General features: G+C 73.1%; 13 protein-coding genes and 2 pseudogenes. 10 read left to right on the top strand and 5 right to left on the bottom strand.

All coding sequences use genetic code 11. From position 1 onward, the window contains the following. Positions 1-50 precede the first annotated feature (50 nt). Positions 51-2,246 carry an FUSC family protein gene (locus tag OG937_41065; GenBank protein ID WUD77650.1) on the top strand — a complete coding sequence of 732 codons (2,196 nt, stop codon included), beginning with the start codon at positions 51-53 and terminating at the stop codon, positions 2,244-2,246. Here OG937_41065 and OG937_41060 read toward each other — a convergent pair. Both OG937_41060 and OG937_41055 read right to left on the bottom strand, forming a co-directional pair. Beyond that, on the bottom strand, positions 2,206-2,718 hold the full coding sequence (locus OG937_41060; protein ID WUD77649.1) for an HD domain-containing protein: 513 nt from the start codon (positions 2,716-2,718) through the stop codon (positions 2,206-2,208). The two genes, OG937_41065 and OG937_41060, sit on opposite strands and share 41 nt — an antisense overlap. Before the next feature lie 41 nt (positions 2,719-2,759). Beyond that, positions 2,760-3,455: a type 1 glutamine amidotransferase domain-containing protein gene (locus OG937_41055; protein ID WUD77648.1), complete on the bottom strand. Its 696-nt coding sequence runs from the start codon at positions 3,453-3,455 to the stop codon at positions 2,760-2,762. A gap of 106 nt (positions 3,456-3,561) precedes the next feature. Between OG937_41055 and OG937_41050 the strand changes: the two genes are divergently transcribed. Then, the gene (locus OG937_41050; GenBank protein WUD77647.1) at positions 3,562-4,524 is read left to right on the top strand and encodes a LysR family transcriptional regulator; all 963 of its coding nucleotides are present in this window, start codon (positions 3,562-3,564) and stop codon (positions 4,522-4,524) included. Between the two features lie 64 nt (positions 4,525-4,588). Further along, positions 4,589-5,524, top strand: coding sequence for a MerR family transcriptional regulator (locus tag OG937_41045; GenBank protein ID WUD77646.1), 936 nt, complete (start codon positions 4,589-4,591; stop codon positions 5,522-5,524). Positions 5,525-5,543: 19 nt separating this feature from the next. Here OG937_41045 and OG937_41040 read toward each other — a convergent pair whose 3' ends face one another. After that, positions 5,544-6,113 (bottom strand): PadR family transcriptional regulator, encoded by a 570-nt coding sequence (locus OG937_41040; protein WUD77645.1) that lies wholly within the window; start codon positions 6,111-6,113, stop codon positions 5,544-5,546. A gap of 140 nt (positions 6,114-6,253) precedes the next feature. Here OG937_41040 and OG937_41035 point away from each other — a divergent pair, with 140 nt between their 5' ends. Next, the gene (locus OG937_41035; protein ID WUD77644.1) at positions 6,254-6,676 is read left to right on the top strand and encodes a nuclear transport factor 2 family protein; all 423 of its coding nucleotides are present in this window, start codon (positions 6,254-6,256) and stop codon (positions 6,674-6,676) included. A gap of 49 nt (positions 6,677-6,725) precedes the next feature. On the opposite strand, the pseudogene OG937_41030 reads toward OG937_41035, so the two are convergent. Next, positions 6,726-7,157, bottom strand: a pseudogene (locus OG937_41030) (epimerase). Between the two features lie 83 nt (positions 7,158-7,240). Between OG937_41030 and OG937_41025 the strand changes: the two are divergent. From OG937_41025 to OG937_41015, 3 genes and pseudogenes are all read left to right on the top strand, one after another. Beyond that, a pseudogene (locus OG937_41025) lies at positions 7,241-7,492 on the top strand (WHG domain-containing protein). Positions 7,493-7,536: 44 nt separating this feature from the next. Continuing rightward, on the top strand, positions 7,537-7,734 hold the full coding sequence (locus OG937_41020; GenBank protein WUD77643.1) for a WHG domain-containing protein: 198 nt from the start codon (positions 7,537-7,539) through the stop codon (positions 7,732-7,734). Positions 7,735-7,851: 117 nt separating this feature from the next. Further along, positions 7,852-8,862, top strand: a complete 1,011-nt coding sequence (locus OG937_41015; protein ID WUD77642.1) for a questin oxidase family protein — start codon at positions 7,852-7,854, stop codon at positions 8,860-8,862. Between the two features lie 32 nt (positions 8,863-8,894). On the opposite strand, the gene OG937_41010 is transcribed toward OG937_41015, so the two are convergent. Next, positions 8,895-9,857: a lytic polysaccharide monooxygenase gene (locus OG937_41010; GenBank protein ID WUD77641.1), complete on the bottom strand. Its 963-nt coding sequence runs from the start codon at positions 9,855-9,857 to the stop codon at positions 8,895-8,897. Between the two features lie 186 nt (positions 9,858-10,043). Between OG937_41010 and OG937_41005 the strand changes: the two genes are divergently transcribed. The 3 genes from OG937_41005 (at position 10,044) to OG937_40995 (ending at position 15,491) form a co-directional block, all read left to right on the top strand. Next, entirely contained in the window at positions 10,044-11,660 is a 1,617-nt protein-coding gene (locus OG937_41005; GenBank protein WUD77640.1) for a serine/threonine protein kinase, read from the top strand. Beyond that, complete coding sequence (locus tag OG937_41000; protein ID WUD77639.1) at positions 11,657-12,442, top strand: hypothetical protein; 786 nt, start codon at positions 11,657-11,659, stop codon at positions 12,440-12,442. The genes OG937_41005 and OG937_41000 overlap by 4 nt, the downstream gene beginning before the upstream one ends. Positions 12,443-12,890: 448 nt before the next feature. Next, entirely contained in the window at positions 12,891-15,491 is a 2,601-nt protein-coding gene (locus OG937_40995; protein ID WUD79038.1) for a phosphopantetheine-binding protein, read from the top strand. The last annotated feature ends 29 nt before the right edge of the window (positions 15,492-15,520 follow it).

Raw genomic sequence — 15,520 nt, 5'->3', positions numbered from 1 at the left:
ATCTGAAGGGGTCCGGCGTGTCGTGGACCTGAGGAACGAGGAGGCCGCGGGTGCCCGGTCGCGGTGCGCTGGAGTGGCTGCGGGCCCGTGATCCGGGCCTCCGGGCGGTGCGTCGTTCGGTGCGGGTGACCCTCGTGGCGTGCCTGAGCTTCTACGTCGCGCGCTACGGCTTCGGCGAGCCGGTCGTCGCCATCTACGCCCTCTTCGGCGCCGTGGCCTCCGGTGGCCTGTCCTACGTGCCCGGTACGCCGGTCGAGCGCGCCCGCACCCTGCTGGCCGCGCTGCCGGTGGCCGCGTTGCTGATCGCCCTGGGCACGGCACTGGCCGTCAGCGACTGGACGGCGGCGCTGGGGATGCTCGGGGTCGGGTTCGCGGTGACGTACGCGGGCGTGGGCGGACCCAAGCTGGTGGGGCTCGCCAACGGGCTGCAGCTGTTCTACATCCTGCCGTGCTTCCCCCCGTACCAGCCGGAGTCGCTGGGCCTGCGCCTGTGCGGCCTGGTGGTCGGCGTGCTGCTGATGGCCGCCGCCGAGGTGTGGGTGTGGCCGGATCCGTCACCGGGCCGCTACCAGGACCGGCTCGCCCACGCGTGCGAGACCGCGGCGAAGGCGCTGCAGTCGCTGGCCCTCGAGCCGCCGGTGGTGACCGAGCGACTGGAACGCCTGCTGGAGACGGCGCAGCAGTTGCGCATGAGCCACGTGCCGAAGGACGAGCGCCCGGCGTCGGCGGGGGCACGCGACCGGGCGCTGTGCCAGGGGGCCGCGTACCTGCGGCACCTGCTGGCGCAGACCGGGCAGTTGGCCGAGGACGCGGCGGAGCGCACACCGGCCCCCGACGCCGCCCGGTCGCGGATGCTGCTGGCCTCGGCCACCGCCTGCCACAGCGCCGCCCGGGCGCTGAAGGGCGAGGCCCCGGCGCCGCTGGTCGCCCCGTGCGCGGCCGCCGCGGCGGCCTTCGAGGAGCACCGGGTCCACCGGCCGGTGTCCGGAGGGACCTCCGCCACGACGGTGCGGGACGGGGCGATCGCGCTCGACATCGCGTACACCGCGGCCTTCCTGGTCACCTCCGTGCGGATCGCGCTCGGCGCGCCGGTGCCGCCCGACACGACACGGCCCGAGGAGCGGCTGGGGCCGTTCTGGTACGCGGGGCAGTCGCCGGTCGCCCTGTACGGGCACCGGATGCGGGCCCATCTCACGCCGCGCTCGGTCTACTTCCAGAACGCCGTGCGCATCGCACTGGCCCTCGCCGCGGCGCGGCTGATCGCGGGCGGGCTCGACCTGTCGCACGGCTTCTGGGCGCTCCTGACCACGTTGACGGTGATGCGCACCAGCGCCGCCGGCACCCGTACGACCGTGGTCCCCGCGGTGCGGGGCACGCTGGTGGGGGCCGGGGTGGCCGCGCTGCTGCTGTTGCTCGTGGGCGACCACACGCCGGTGTACGCGGTCATGATGGCGCCCGTGTTCTTCCTCGCGTTCACGGCGGGGCCGGTGCTCGGTCTCGGCTGGGGCCAGGCGTTCTTCACGGTCGCGGTGGCCTCCGCCTTCACACAGATCGCCCCCTCGGGTCCGGAGCTCGCCGCGTTCCGGATCGCGGACGTGGTGACGGGTGCCCTGACCGGCATCGTCGTCGGGCTGCTGGCCTGGCCGCGGGGCGGCACGGGCGAGCTGGGGCGGGCCTGTTCGCGGCTGCTGGACCAGGGCACCCTGGCGGTCACCCGGATCACCGAGTGCATCACCGGGACCGGGACGGTGGGCGACGCGCTGTCCAGGGCCCGGCTCGCCCAGCTGATCGCGGAGGCGAGCTACGCGCAGTTCGCCACCGAACGCGACACCCCCGGTGCAGGACCCGCGCTGCCGACGGACTTCCAGGCGATCATGCTGGCCGGGAACCGGGTCCTCACCATGGGGCAGACCCTGGTCGACCACTGCCCGCCGGGCGCGCTGGCCGCGTGGCCGCTCAGCGCCGCGCACCTGCGGGACGCGGCGCACCATCTGCGGCTGACCACACTGCCGCTGACGTACGACCTGCGCTCGGGCACGATGCGTCCGGCACCCGTCGAGTCCCCGCTGCGGAGCGTGCCGACGGACCGCACGGTCATCGCGGACGTCTGCGCCGCCTCGGGCGGCCGGGCACCGGACCCGCTGCTGTACTACGCCGTCGACGCCGCGATCTGGCTGGCCAGCCTGCAGCGGGTGGTCACCGCGATCAGCCGGCCGGCGGAAGATCCGGCAGCAGTGCCGGGTTGACGACCGCGAGGATCGTGGCGACGTCCTCGCGGGGCACCGCGGGCCACAGGATCGCCCGGGCCCCGCGGTACTTGGCGGCCAGCCGCAGCCGCTGCGCCTCGTCGAGGCGTGCGGCCCGGTCCGGGTGGCTGTTGTGGGCGTTGTCCGCGATCTTCACCAGGGCCGCGTCCCGGCCGGCGGCGATCCGGCGCAGTTTGTCCTCGTAGGGCACGCCCAGCTGGTTGGTGACCTGCTCGACGATGCCGACGACCCGCTCCGGGACGCCGGCGGCGCGCAGCCGGCCGGCGGTCCAGGGGGTGTCCTCGATGACGTCGTGCAGGAGTCCGGCCATCTGGAGGTCCGGGCCGAAGGCGGCGAGCCCCGCCGCGACCGCCCGGACGTGCTCGATGTAGGGCACGCCGATGCGGTCGGTCTGGCCCTCGTGCGCCAGGCGCGCCAGGGCCTCGGCGTCGGCCACGCTGTTCAACTTCATGGCAGCCCATCCTCGGGGACGCCGGGCGGCCCGGTCCAGCCTCAGCCCAGCGCGGCGAGCAGGCGCTCGGCCAGCGGGCCGGAGGATGCCGGGTTCTGACCGGTGATCAGGTTGCGGTCGGTCACCACGTGGGGCGTCCACGGCTCGCCCTCCTGGAAGTCCGCGCCGAGGGCGACCAGACGGTCCTGCAGGAGCCAGGGGGCACGGCCGGCGAGCCCTCCCTGGATCTCCTCGGCGTTGGTGAAGCCGGTCAGCCGGTAGCCCGCGAACGGCCAGCCGCCGTCCGCGCCTTCGGCGGCGAGCAGGGCCGCGGGGCCGTGGCAGACGACGCCGAGCGGCTTGCCCGAGCCGAGCGCGGCGGTCAGCAGGCGTCCGGAGACCGGGTCGACGGCGAGGTCCTCCATCGGTCCGTGCCCGCCGGGGTAGAACACGGCGGCGTAGTCGTCGAGGTCCGCCTCCTCCAGCTTGATCGGGCGCCGCAGCACCGTCATCGCCTCCAGTTCCTCGGCGACGGCCCGGGCGCCCTCCTCCCCGCCGTTGAACTCGGCGGCCAGGCTCCCCCGGTCCACTGCCGGCACGACGCCACCCGGGGTGGCCACCACGACCTCGTGACCCGCGGCGGTGAGGACCCGGTAGGGGGTCACGGCCTCCTCGGCCCAGAAGCCGGTGGGGTGCTCGGTGCCGTCGGACAGCGTCCAGGACGAGGCGCCGGTCAGGACGAACAGGATCTTCGCCATGTCAGGTCTCCTTGGTGTGCTCGGTTGCCACCGGACCGCGTCGGAGCGGGCCGGACGGCTCGACGGTAGGGCGGACCTCCCATTGGCATCCAATAGGATCGCCATCATGAGCCATACGGTTTCCAATGGGTTGCCGGGAATACGCCCGGGGCACGGGGGCGGGAGCGCGGGAGGCGGATCGCTGGACCTGACGCTGCTGCGCACCTTCCTGGCGGTGCACCGGGCCGGTTCCTTCACCGCGGCCGCGCGGCTCCTGGGCCTCTCCCAGCCGACGGTGACGACCCAGATCCGTACGCTCGAAGGCCGGCTGGACCGCGATCTCTTCGAACGGCTGCCCCGCGGCGTCGCCGCCACGCCCTTCGCCGACGAGCTCGCCGGTCGGGTGGCCGGGCCGCTCGACGCGCTCGCCGCCGTCGCCGACCGCGGGCACGGCGACGCGGACCTCCCCGCCGAGCCGGTCCGCCTCGGCGGCCCCGCGGAGCTGCTGTGCGAGCGCGTGCTGCCCGCGCTCGCACCGCTCGTCGAGCGCGGCGTACGGCTGCGGATCGGCACCGGGCTCACCGACGTCCTGCTGGAGTCGCTGCGGGCCGGGCAGCACGACCTGGTGATCTCCACGCACCGCCCGCGCGGGCGCCTGCTCAGCGCCGTGCCCCTGATGGACGAGGAGTTCGTGCTGGTGGCCGCCCCGTCCCGGGCCGCCCGGCTGGACGTGGCCTCTGGCGGGCCCGGCGCGCTGAGCGGCGTCCCGCTCGTCTCGTACGCCGAGGACCTGCCGATCGCGCGCCGCTACTGGCGCCATGTGTTCGGCCGCCGTCTCACCGGCCAGGCCGCCGTGACCGTCCCGGACCTGCGCGGCGCGCTCGCCACCGTCGCCGCGGGCGCGGGCTTCACCGTCCTCCCCCGCTACCTGTGCGCCGCCGCCCTGGCGGAGGGCACCCTGGTCCCGCTGCTCGACCCCGACGACCCGCCCATCAACACCGCCTACCTCGTCCAGCGCCCGGGCGCCGACCACCACCCGCACCTCGGCCTCGTCCGCGACCTGCTGCTGCGCGAGGCCCGCTCCTGGTGAGGCGCGCCGCCGCCGGGGGCGCATGCTTGAGTCTCCCGCGGCGGGAGACCCCAGGATGGCGGACATGGACGACGACACCCTCCACACCATCGGTGACCTGGCCCGGCTGACCGGTCTGACCGTGAAGACCATCCGGTACTGGTCGGACACCGGAGTGGTGCCGCCGACCGATCGGACACCCGCCGGCTACCGGCTCTACGACCGGGCCGCGCTGGACCGTCTGGCCCTCGTGCGCACGCTGCGCGACCTCGGCATCGACCTCGCGGCCGTCCACTCCATCCTGGACAGGAAGGTCACCGTCGCCGAGGTCGCCGCGGCCCACGCCGAGGCGCTGGAGGTGCAGATCCGCACCCTGCGGGTCCGCCAGGCGGTGCTGCGCACGGTCGCGGGGCGCGGGGCCTCACCACAGGAGACGGAACTGATGCACCGACTCGCCACCCTCTCGGACCGTGAACGCCGCCGCCTCGTCGACGAGTTCGTCGACGACATCGTGAGCGGCATCGACGTCGACCCCGGTTTCCCGGCCATGATGCGCGCCGCGATGCCCGAACTCCCCGACGACGCCTCGCCGGAGCAGGTGGGCGCCTGGGTGGAGCTGGCCGAGCTGATCCAGGACGAGGACTTCAGGGCCGGCGTCCGCCGCGCCGTCGCCGACCAGAGCCGTGCCCTCGCGGAGGGTGGGCGGCCGGACCCGGCGGCGGCCCGCCGGACGGCCGAGTTGCTGCGGGAGCGTGCGGGCGGCGCCGTGGCGGCGGGCATCGGCCCGGCCTCGTCGGCGGCCCGCCCTGTCGTGGAGGAACTCGTCCGCGCGTACGCGGAGTTGTCTGGCCGGGCGGACGGCCCGGAGTTCCGGGGATGGCTGGCCGAGCGGCTGGAGATCTCGCACGACTCCCGTTACGAGCGCTACTGGCAGCTGCTGGCGCGGGTGGGCGGCCAGGAGGCACCGCCCGCACTGGCCCCGGCGGTCGCGTGGCTGACGGCCGCCCTGCGGGCGGGATGAGGCCGGGCGTGGCGGGCCGTCAGCGTTCCTCGGCGACGCGGGCCCGCTGCCGCAGGACTTCGGCGGCCCGCCGGCACCAGTCCCGGTTGCCCTCCTCGAAGGCCAGGCCCCGCAGGCAGGTGAGGTAGGGGCCGACGCGGCGGCCGCGGCCGAGGAACTCCTCCTCGGTGCGGTCGCCGCGCATCCGTGCGAGGAGCCGCTCGAACAGCTCGATCTTGGCGTCGGCGAAGGCGGCCCGCTCGCCGAGCCGGGCGATCAGCTCCCCGGCGTCGACCACGTCCGCGGCCTGCACCGCCACGAGCAGGTCGTCGCGGATGAAGGAGGGTTTGCCGACCGCCGCCGCGAACCGTTCCAGCTCGGCGACCCCGCCCTCGGTGACGTGGAAGAGACGCTTGTTGGGCCGGCTGTCCTGGACGACCTCACGGCCCGCGATCAGCCCCTCCTTCTCGAGCCTGGTCAGTTCGGCGTAGAGCTGCTGCGGAAGGGCGTGCCAGAAGTTCGCCACCCCGATGTCGAACGCCTTCGTCAGCTCGTAGCCGCTGAGTTCCCCGTCCAGGAGTGCGGCCAGGACCGCGTGCCGCAGGGCCATCCCGGCTCCCCTTCCGTCCGTCGTCACGTCTGTCCCGCCGTGCCGTGCTCTTCCGCGTGACCGCTCCTCATGATACTCAAGAAACTGAGTAATCAATTTTCTGAGTATCGACGTCCGGAGCCGGACGACCAGGAGGAGCCATGACAGCCGCCGACCGCTTCCGGTCCGCCGTCGAGCGCCGCGATCTCAGCGCGCTGGACGAACTGTTCCACGACGACATCCGCCTCTACAGCCCGGTGAAGTTCACCCCGTTCGAGGGCAAGCCCATGGTGCTGGGGCTCTTCGGCGTCCTGCTGCGCACCTTCGAGGACTTCCACTACGTGGGAACCCTCGACGGCACGGTCGAGACGAGCGCCGACGGCACCGAGGCACCGTCGACGGTGCTGGTGTTCCGAGCCACCGTGGGCGGCAGGAGCATCCACGGCATCGACCTGCTGCAGGTCGACGAGGCGGGCCTGGTCAAGGAGTTCACCGTGATGGTGCGCCCGCAGTCCGCGGTGCACGCGCTCGGGGAGGCCGTCCTGGCCGGCCTCGTCGCCGACGGTCTCGCCCCGGCCCCGTAAGGCGACGGCCCCGTAAGGGGACGGCCCCGGCGCCGGGAGGGCGCCGCCGTCACGTGGCCGCGAGCAGTCCGCGGTACCAGGCGACGGTGGCGTCGAGCGCCTCACCGAGCGGTGCCGGCCTCGCGCCGAAGGCCCGCTCGAAGGCCGAGGAGTCCATGATCTGCGGCTCGGCGTGCTGGTAGAACGTCTCGGCGTACTCGGCCATGAACTCCTCGCCGAAGGGCCCGAAGGGCCGCGGCTCGTCGAGGACGACGACCTTCAGCGGCTGCCCGACGCGCTCCTCGACCATCCGGTGCACCTCGCGGATGGTCACCGCGGGCGCCGTGGGCAGGTGCCACACGCGGCCGTCACCCTCGGGCCGTTCGCCGAGGGTGGCCAGGCCCGCCGCGAGGTCGCGGATGTAGGTGTGGCTGTGCGGCAGGTCGATGTCGCCGAGGGCCGGGACCTCGCCGCCGGTGAGCGCCCCGGGGAACACCGCGCCGACTGTCCGGACCGGCCCTCTACCGCTACTTCGCGAGCCGCGACGAGCTGCTGAGCGCGCTGATCCGCGACGCCTACGACGACGTGGCGACCGTCGTCACCCGGGCCGCCGAGTCCGCCACCGGGCCCACCCCCCGGTCGCGCCTGCACGCGCTGGCCGAGGCGTACCGCGCGTGGGCGGTCCGCCAACCCCACCGCTACCTGCTGGTCCAGGGCACGCCCGTCCCCGGCTACACCGCCCCGGCCGACACCGTGGAGCGCGCCAGGGCGGCCCTGGGATCCTTCCTGGGGGTCTTCGCCACGGCCTCCCCCACCGCGGCCGTCCTCCCCGTCGTCGAGGAGATGGACAGCTGGGCACGCCGCGACGACGCCGTCGTCACGTGGGTGACCACCCACGCCGGGGAGCGCGCCGCGGCGGCCCCGGTGTGCCCCTGGCGGGCGCCGTGCTCGCCTGGTCCCACCTGCACGGCGCCGTCGGCCTGGAGACGGCCGGCCAGTTCGCGGGCATGGGCCACAGCGGCGCCACGCTCCTGACCGCCCAGATCGACTCCCTGGCGGACTCCTTCGGGCTCGCCTGAGCCCGGGCCGAACGGGTCCGAACGGCTCCGAAGGGCTCCGAGGACGGCGCGACCTAGGCCCGGTCCTACGTCTGCGGCCTGTTACGCCGCCGCCGCGCCCCGCCTACTGTCCTGGCCATGGATACGACAGGGACCCTGGACGAGGCGCTCCAGCGACTGCACGGATCGGGGCCCGAACGGCTCGGACGGCTCACCAACCACGCGCCGATGGCCGTGCAGGCCCTCGCCGCCCACGGACAGGCCCGTTCGGTGCACCGCTGGCTCGACCTGTACGCGCGCAAGCTCGAGGAGTTCCCGTCCGGCGCCGAGCCGGTCACGGCCGGCAACTGGCGTGCCGCGCTCGGCGATCCGCGCCGGGCCGCCGACTGGATCGGCTACTTCGGGCGCGAGATCGCCGAGCACCCCTGGCGGGAGGTGCTCACACTGTGGTGGCCCCGCCTCCTGCCCGGCATGTACGGCGGCTCGACGCACCCGGTGATCCGGGTGGGCCACGCCGTACGCACCCTGCTGGCCGGCGAGAGCACCGGACCCCGTCTGGCCGAACTCGCCCACGGCCTCGGCTACTGGGCGGCCCGCCACCACCCCGTCGCGGACCTCGCACCGCTGCCCGGCGCGGGCAGCGCCGCCGCCGCCCTCGACGCGGTCGTGCCCCTCGCCGTACGGGACGGCGGCTTCCCGGCCCGGCTCGGCCGCGTCACGGGCCTGCCGGTGTGGGCGGCGGCGGTCACGGACCCGGACGAGGCCCGCACCCGGCTCACCGAACTGGTGCGGGCGGCCACCCACCGGTACGCCACCCACGGCCACGGCGAGGAGACGATGCTGGTCCACGCGGCCACTGCCCCCAACGCCGTCCTGCGCACCCTGCCCGCGCTCCCGCGCGCCCTGTGGGTGCCCAGCCTGCGGGCCGCCTGGACGGCCTCCGCCGCGGTGACCGCGATGTACGCACCGGACGCGCCGGTCGCGTACACCCCGCCCGGCCCCGTCACGTCCGAGGAGGTCTTCGAACGGGCCCTGGAGCACGGCGACGAACACGTCATCAAACTGGCCGACACCGCCCTCGACGTCGGCGACGGACCGGCCCTGGCGGCCGCCCTGCGCTCCATCGAGCTGAGCGAACCGCTGAGGTAGGCGGCGGTCCGGCGGGGCTACGACGACAGGGCCTAACGGCCCCGGGTGCCCGGCGAGCGGCGCAGCCGGAACAGCAGGGCGATCGCGGCCATGCCGCCGAGCAGGGTGGCGCTGCCCAGGGCCAGCAGGGTGCGCCCCGGTCCCTCGCTCTCGGCGGCCACGGGCTGGGTGGCCGGGGTACGCACGGCGTCCCGCGGGGAGGCCTGGGCGGCCGACGGGGATCCGGCCGCCCGGGCGGCGGAGGGGGACGCGGTGCCCTTTGATGCCGTGGCCTCGGGCGTCGCGGAGGCCGCGGTCGCCGGGGGCTTCGCCGACTTGGCCGGCTTCGCGGGCTTGGCCGGTGCCTTGGCCGCGGCGGCCGGGAAGACGACGTCGGAGCACGAGTAGTACGTGTCGGGTGTCGAGGAGTTCTGCCAGATCGTGAAGAGGACGTGGTGCCCGGTGCGGTTCGAGGGCAGCCGTCCGCCGATGCGGTAGGCGCCGCCGGACACGGGCGGGTCGGTGACCTTCACGAAGGGGTCGCTCGCCAGCGACGACCAGGTCAGCGGACGGGTCGGGTCGTAGCCCTCCTTCGTGAGGTACAGCCGGAACGTGCCCTGGTGCGGGATGGTCGTCCCGTACGCCATGGTGAAGGCGGCGCCCGGCGTCAGCCGGGTGGCCGGCCAGTCGGAGCGCGGCAGGTCGAGGCCGCGGAAGGCGGCCAGCCCGCCGCTGCACAGCTTCCCGTCCGGGATCACCTGGCGGTCGCGGCCCGCGACCCCGGCGACGCGGAGGTTGTCCCAGTCCGCGAACGGCCGGCTCCCGCCGTTGGCGGCTGCGGCGGCCCGGCAGGCGGCCGTCCCCACGTACTGTCCGCTTCCGGACGCGCACGCCGCGGCACGGCTGACCGGGGACACCGGCGCGCCGTGGGCGGCCGCCGGTCCCGCCAGGGCCAGCGGCAGCAACGCGGCCGTGCCTGCGACGACGGAGCTGAGCACGTGGCGCGATGGGGCCATGCCGGCCGCCTTCCCTGTTGCCGTTCGGTGGATCGGAACGCACGTCCCCCCGTAGTACGGACGGTCGGCGGGGGGTGTTCAGCCGGGTGGGGGGTTCCCCGGGAACCGGTCGCGGAGGAATCGTGTCTGTTGAGGAAAAGTCGACGCGGTCGCCGGCACCGCGCCACATGCAGGGGGGACAAGTGAATGAGCGGCTGGAGGGCTCCGGGGTACACCGAGGCCAGAGAACTGGGCTCGGGCGGCAGCGGTCGCGTGGTGCTCGCGTCCCATGACGCCACGTCAACGCCCGTCGCGATCAAGTACCTGAGCGACGAACTGCGGGGTGACCCGGAGTTCCTGCAGGAGTTCCGAGCCGAGGCGCAGCTGCTGGGAGGTCTCCACACTCCATATGTCGCCAGTCTGTACGAGTACGTGGAGGGTCCCGCAGGCGCAGCCATCGTCATGGAACTGGTCGACGGCTTGGCACTGAGGGCGTTACTCCGCCAGGAAGGAGCCACCGGGCCCGAAGCAGCCCTGGTGGTGCTCAAGGGGTCGTTGCTCGGCCTCGCCACCGCCCACCGCACCGGTGTGGTGCACCGCGACTACAAACCGGAGAACGTCCTGGTCGCGGCGGACGGATCGTCGAAGCTGGTCGACTTCGGTATCGCCCTGCGCACCGGGACCAAGGGGGCCGTGGCGGGAACGCCCGCCTACATGGCCCCCGAGCAGTGGAACGGGCGCCCGGCATCGCCCGCGACCGACGTGTACGCGGCGACCGCGACGTTCTACGAGTGCCTGACCGGCCGCAAGCCGTTCCAGGGTGAGAACTTCGCCGAGCTGGCCGTGCAGCACATCGAAGCGCCGGTACCGGTCGAGCAGGCACCGGAGCCGGTGCGTGAACTGATCCTCCGCGGGATGGCGAAGGACCCGGCGCAGCGTCCGGCGGACGCCGAGGCGTTCGTGGCGGAACTGGAGGTGATCGCGGGAGCGGCATACGGGAACGACTGGGAGGAGCGAGGGCAGCGCAGGCTCGCCGCGCTCGCGGCGTTGTTGCCGCTTCTCTTCCCGTCGGCGGGACCCCGGCCGGGGACGGTCGACCTGGCCACGACCGTGGTCGGTGGCGGCGCACAGCGCCTGACACGTCAGGGCATGCTCGCCGCGGTGGGCGGTGTGATCATCGCGGGGCTGCTGACCTTCGCCGCGGTGGCCTCGGGTGAGGACCCGCGTCAGACGACCGCCAACTGGACAGGGGAAACGACGAGAGCGACCCCGCGCGGCACCTCCGAAGCGCCGGGGACGACGGCTCCGCCGGGCAGTCCCTCGCCCGGCTCCCCGAGCCCGTCGGCCTCCACGTCGGAGAGCGCCTCGGCCTCCACCGGGGCGACCGCCGTCACCACGCCGACCGCGCCGACGCCGACCACGACGGCCTCGGCCACGGCTTCCGCGTCCGTGACGACCACGCCGACGGTGTCGCCCTCGGCGTCGACCACACCCCCGGTGAGCGTGAGCGACGTCTCGGTCACCTCGCTCGCCCAGACGGGTGTATTCAGTGCCTCGGCCACGATCCAGCTGCGCACCAGTGACGCACGCCCCGTGACCGTCACGGTGACCTGGTACACGAGCGACGCGAAGGGGGAGCCCGGCACCGCCGACGGCGCACAGACCTTCACCCGCAGCGGTTCCACCTCGTACTCCTTCACCGCCGACCACACGTTCCCGCGGAGCAGCGGCTGTTGGTTCGGCGCGGTCGCCACCACCGACCCCGCGGCGGCCAACGGGCAGTCGTTCCAGCAGATCCTCGCCCGTAGTTGCGTGATCACGTGAACGGGTCCCGCGACCTCCCCCCGGAGGACACCGAGCGCACCTTCCGTCTGGGCCCCACGGACGCGGCGCCGAACGACGCGACCCCCCAGGACGCGAGGCCGCACGGCACGGCGCCGCAAGACGCGGATCCCGAGTACAGCGCGACCGTCCTCGCCGAGCACTGGGCGCCGTCGACACTGCCGACGGCACGGCTCGAGTCCGTGGTCAGCGCCGAGGGAACGGTGCCGACGGTGAAGGCCGGCCCCACCGTCGTCCTGCCGGACCGGGTCGAGGGCGAGGTCATGCGGTTCGGGCCCGGCGTCACACCCGCCGCGGCGTCCCGGGCCAACGTCGCGGCCGAGGTGTGGCGGGGCCGGATCATCCCGCTTCCGCCGCCCGGACCGCGTCGTCGCAGGTGGCCGCGGCGGTACGCACTGGCCGGAGCGGTGCTGGTGGCGGTGCTCGTGTTCCTGGCCTGGCAGCGCTTCGGTCCGGGCCTCGAGGTGAAGCGGGTGACGGTGACCCCGTCCCCGTCGGCGCCCGCGTGCGACACGACCGTCGACCTCGTCGCCGTCGTCACGACCAACGGCCGCCCGGGCACGATCGGTTACCGCTGGCTACGCAACGACGGCACCTCCTCCGACGTGCTGTACGAAGAGGTTCCCCGCGGCCGCCACGAGGCGCGGCTGCACCTGCTGTGGACCTTCCGCGGTCACGGCACGTACCGGGCGCAGGCGGAACTGCGCATCACCACCCCCGGCCACCGCGCCGTCACGACGGGTTTCTCGTACGACTGCCCGTGACCCCCGCGACCACCGAGCCCGCCCGCGCAGCCTGTGCGCGGGCGGGCTCGGTCATATGACGAGGCCTCAGCACCTAACCGTCGCCTTTTAACTCTCTTGACTGGGACGACCACTCTCGGTAGCGCTTATCGCATCTCCGCGACTTTCCCGCAACCTTGCGAATCGGTGGTTTTTCCGCCTTTCAAGAACGGTACTCGTCGATTCATCGCGACTTCCCGAGCATTTGCGCAGTCCAGGGCCGCGACATACCACTTCGATCATCTTCGAGTGGCAGTCCGAACGAGGACGGCGGAGACTACGAGGAGCGACATATGGTTGTATGGCGAGAGAAGAGCTCACGACCGCATGGCTTCCGGATTACTCGCTCCGGCCCATAGCCGGGGCAAGAGGGACACCGGGTACCGGCCTTACCGGCCGCCCGTGGTCGACTTTTCCTCAAGGAGCTCACATCGTGGAAAAATCTGCAGAGGTCCTGGCGTCGGATCCCGCTTCGGATCCCGATGAATCTTCAACCACCGGGCGCCCCTACACCGCCCCGGCCGACGGCACGGAAAGGATCCTCGCCGACATACTGGCGGGCATCGTGCACACGGACCGGGTGTCGGTCGACAGCCATTTCTTCACGGAAATGGGTGCCGACTCCCTGGTGATGGCACATTTCTGCGCCCGGGTGCGGAAGCACCAGGACCTGCCGTCCGTGTCGATGAAGGACATCTACCGGTACCCGACGATCAGAAGTCTCGCGACGGCCCTGGCGGACGCCCCGCCGGTCGGCGCCCAGACCCCCGCCACCTCGGCCCTCGCCGACGTGCCGCTCCCGGAGCCGATCCAGGTGGCGGCGGCGAGGGGCACGCCGCGCTACGTGTTCTGCGGCGTGCTGCAGGCACTGTTCTTCCTGGGCTACTCCTACCTCGCCGCGCTCGTGGTGACGCGCGGGGCGGAGTGGATATCCGCCGGCACGAGCCCCTTCGACACCTATCTGCGGTCCGTGGAGTTCGGCGGCGCGGCCTTCGCGGGCGTCTGCGTCCTGCCGGTCGCGGGCAAGTGGCTCCTGGTCGGGCGGTGGAAGCCGCAGGAGATCCGCATCTGGAGCCTGGCGTACTTCCGGTTCTGGTGCGTGCGGACCCTGATCCGGGCGAACCCCATGGTGCTGTTCGTCGGTTCACCGCTGTACGTGCTGTACCTGCGGGCGCTGGGCGCGCGAATAGGCCGCGGCGTGGCCATCTTCTCCAAGCACGTCCCGGTCTGCGCCGACCTGCTGACCATCGGCGACGGCACGGTGATCCGCAAGGACTCCTACTTCTCCTGCTACCGGGGACACTCGGGGGTCATCCAGACCGGTCCGGTCACCCTCGGCAGGGAAGTGCTGATCGGCGAGGTGACCGTGCTCGACATCGGCACCTCCATGGGCGACGGCGCCCAGCTCGGCCACGCCTCCTCGCTCCACAGCGGCCAGGCGGTCCCCGCCGGCGAGCGCTGGCACGGCTCCCCCGCCCAGCCGGGCGCGGCGGACTACCGCGTGGTCGCGCCGGTGGAGTGCGGCAGGAGCCGCCGTGTCACCTACTGCCTGACGCAGCTGCTGATCCTCCTGGCCGCCTGGATCCCGGTCGCGGTCGGCGGGGTGGCGATCCTCCTCGCGGTGATCCCGCGCCTGGACCTCCTGCTGGAACCGGGCCCGGTGGCCCTCACGACGTGGACCTTCTACGCCGACGCCCTCGCCGCCTCCTTCGTCCTCTTCTGCGGGGCGTTGCTGGTGGGCCTCCTCGTCGTGGTCACCGTGCCGCGGCTGCTGCACCCGCTCGTGAAGCCGGACACGGTCCACCCGCTGTACGGGTTCCGCTACGGGCTCCACCGCACCATCGGCCTCCTCACCAACCGGAAGTTCTTCCGCGTCCTTTTCGGTGACAGTTCCGCCGTCGTGCACTACCTGCGCGCCATCGGGTACGACCTGTCGCCGGTGGAACAGACCGGCTCGAATTTCGGTACCGAGGTGAAGCACGAGAATCCGTACCTGAGCAAGGTCGGCAGCGGCACCATGGTCGCCGACGGACTGTCCATCATGAATGCGGACTACTCGAGCACCTCTTTCCGCGTCACCCGGACGGCGATCGGCCCGCACAATTTCCTGGGCAACCACATCGCCTATCCGCCCCAGGGCAGGACCGGCGAGAACTGCCTGCTGGCGACCAAGGTCATGGTCCCCGTCGAGGGGCCGGTCCGGGAGAACGTCGGACTGCTGGGCTCGCCCAGCTTCGAGATTCCCCGCACGGTGGACCGCGACAGCAAATTCGACCACCTGAAGGACGGCGACGGGTTCCACCGCCTGCTGTCGGACAAGAACAAGCACAACACCGGCACCGCGGTGCTCCACCTGCTGCTGCAGTGGCTGCTGCTCTTCCTGGTGGCGCTGACCGCGTCCGTCGCCGCCGACCTCTACCCCATGTACGGCGCCGCCGCGGTCGCGGTCGCGAACGTCGTGGTCCTGGTGGTCACCGTCACCTACATCGTGCTCGGCGAGCGCATCGTCACCAGGTTCCGCGGGCTGCGGCCGCTGTACTGCTCGATCTACGACCTCGACTTCTGGCGGCACGAACGCTACTGGAAGGTCACGGCCGCGACGGAGTACCTGAACGTCCTCAACGGCACCCCGTTCAAGAACGTCGTCTGGCGTCTGCTCGGCGTGCGGATCGGGCGCCGGGTCTTCGACGACGGCCTCTTCCTCCCGGAGCGTTCCCTGGCCGCCATCGGCGACGACTGCACCCTCAACGCGGGCACCGTCATCCAGAGCCACTCCCAGGAGGACGGCGCCTTCAAGTCCGACCACAGCACGCTGGGTGCCGGCTGCACCCTCGGGGTCGGCGCCCTCGTCCACTACGGGGTGACCGTCGGCGACGGCGCCGTGATCGCCCCGGACTCCTTCGTCATGAAGGGCGAGGAACTCCCCGCGCTCGCCCGGTGGGGCGGCAACCCCGCCCGGGAGATGCCCGAGAACCCGAAGACCCCGGACAGCGGCGGCGATCGCGCCACCGCGCTGATCAGCGGTGTGTAGTCCCGTGGAAACCGCGAGTGGAGGCAAGT

It is taken from the genome of Streptomyces sp. NBC_00510 (assembly GCA_036013505.1).
Classification (GTDB): Bacteria; Actinomycetota; Actinomycetes; order Streptomycetales; family Streptomycetaceae; genus Actinacidiphila.
Note: the sequence above shows the minus strand (reverse complement) of the source record. Positions and strands in the feature narration are given on the sequence as shown.

Bases quoted from the DNA above. Each gene is read 5' to 3' on its own strand.
- OG937_41015 (WUD77642.1), top strand. From the start codon at position 7,852: ATGGATACGACAGGGACCCTGGACGAGGCGCTCCAGCGACTGCACGGA.
- OG937_41045 (WUD77646.1), top strand. From the start codon at position 4,589: ATGGACGACGACACCCTCCACACCATCGGTGACCTGGCCCGGCTGACC.
- OG937_41060 (WUD77649.1), bottom strand. From the start codon at position 2,718: ATGAAGTTGAACAGCGTGGCCGACGCCGAGGCCCTGGCGCGCCTGGCG.
- OG937_41010 (WUD77641.1), bottom strand. From the start codon at position 9,857: ATGGCCCCATCGCGCCACGTGCTCAGCTCCGTCGTCGCAGGCACGGCC.
- OG937_41005 (WUD77640.1), top strand. From the start codon at position 10,044: ATGAGCGGCTGGAGGGCTCCGGGGTACACCGAGGCCAGAGAACTGGGC.
- OG937_41035 (WUD77644.1), top strand. From the start codon at position 6,254: ATGACAGCCGCCGACCGCTTCCGGTCCGCCGTCGAGCGCCGCGATCTC.
- OG937_41055 (WUD77648.1), bottom strand. From the start codon at position 3,455: ATGGCGAAGATCCTGTTCGTCCTGACCGGCGCCTCGTCCTGGACGCTG.
- OG937_41040 (WUD77645.1), bottom strand. From the start codon at position 6,113: ATGGCCCTGCGGCACGCGGTCCTGGCCGCACTCCTGGACGGGGAACTC.
- OG937_41050 (WUD77647.1), top strand. From the start codon at position 3,562: ATGAGCCATACGGTTTCCAATGGGTTGCCGGGAATACGCCCGGGGCAC.